Source organism: Psychrobacter sp. Ps2 (genome assembly GCF_022129405.1).
GTDB lineage: Bacteria > Pseudomonadota > Gammaproteobacteria > Pseudomonadales > Moraxellaceae > Psychrobacter.
Window position 1 is genome coordinate 1 of the sequence record NZ_JADQAM010000022.1, and the last position, 1,185, is coordinate 1,185.

The window sequence follows — 1,185 nt, forward strand, 5'->3', positions numbered from 1 at the left end:
TGGAAGCGGGTTAGGTTGACTCTGGGCTTCGGTACCAGGGCGGCCAGCCTTGCAATGAAATCCAATGGTTCGAAAATGACGTGCGTGGTGCCGTCCCGGTACGGCGTCTTGAGCTGGTAGCGCACGTTGCCGCCTCGTGTTAACGACAGCCGCTTCTCGGATACCGCCGGGCGGCTGATGTACCGGCACAGCCGTTCGAGCTTCTTGCGTTCATCGGCCCTGGCCGCCACGCCGGCGTGCAGGCTGGACCCGGCTACCTTGCCAATCCCGTCACCGAACGGATCACCACTGGTCGGCAGAGTTTGCAAAGTGAACACCTTTCGCCCCGCCTGTGAACCGACAGCGATACGGTAAGTGATCGAGTGCCCCAGCAGGGGTGTCATCGGGTCGTCATCCACCGCATCCGAGGCCAGATAGCTGTTTTCGACATCCCGTTCCAGCAGGCCTTGCCGTTCCAGATAGCGACCCACCCGGTGGGCGATGGTGTGCGTCAGCTGGGTGAGCTCTGGGCTGGTCGGCGCCTTGACCCAGCGGAAACGCGCTGAGCCGTGGGATTGCTCGACATACACACCGTCGAGAAACAGCATGTGGAAGTGAACATTCAGATTGAGCGCCGATCCAAAACGCTGGATCAGGGTGACCGCGCCCGTCTTGGCCACTTGGTGGGTATGGCCCGCTTTCTTGACCAGGTGCGTGGCAATGACGCGGTAAACGATGCCCAGCACCCACCCCATGATCTCGGGCCGGCTGGCAAACAGGAAACGCAGCTGAAACGGGAAGCTCAACACCCACTGACGCATGGGTTGTTCAGGCAGTACTTCATCAACCAGCAAGGCGGCACTTTCGGCCATCCGCCGCGCCCCACAGCTCGGGCAGAAACCGCGACGCTTACAGCTGAAAGCGACCAGGTGCTCGGCGTGGCAAGACTCGCAGCGAACCCGTAGAAAGCCATGCTCCAGCCGCCCGCATTGGAGAAATTCTTCAAATTCCCGTTGCACATAGCCCGGCAATTCCTTTCCCTGCTCTGCCATAAGCGCAGCGAATGCCGGGTAATACTCGTCAACGATCTGATAGAGAAGGGTTTGCTCGGGTCGGTGGCTCTGGTAACGACCAGTATCCCGATCCCGGCTGGCCGTCCTGGCCGCCACATGAGGCATGTTCCGCGTCCTTGCAATACTGTGTTTA

General features: G+C 60.4%; 1 protein-coding gene. It reads right to left on the reverse strand.

Going from position 1 to position 1,185, the window contains the following annotated elements:
• Positions 1-1,157, reverse strand: a 1,157-nt coding sequence (locus I3254_RS00895) for an IS91-like element ISVsa3 family transposase (protein ID WP_050496678.1), incomplete at its 3' end; no start/stop codon positions are given.
• Positions 1,158-1,185: the final 28 nt, after the last annotated feature.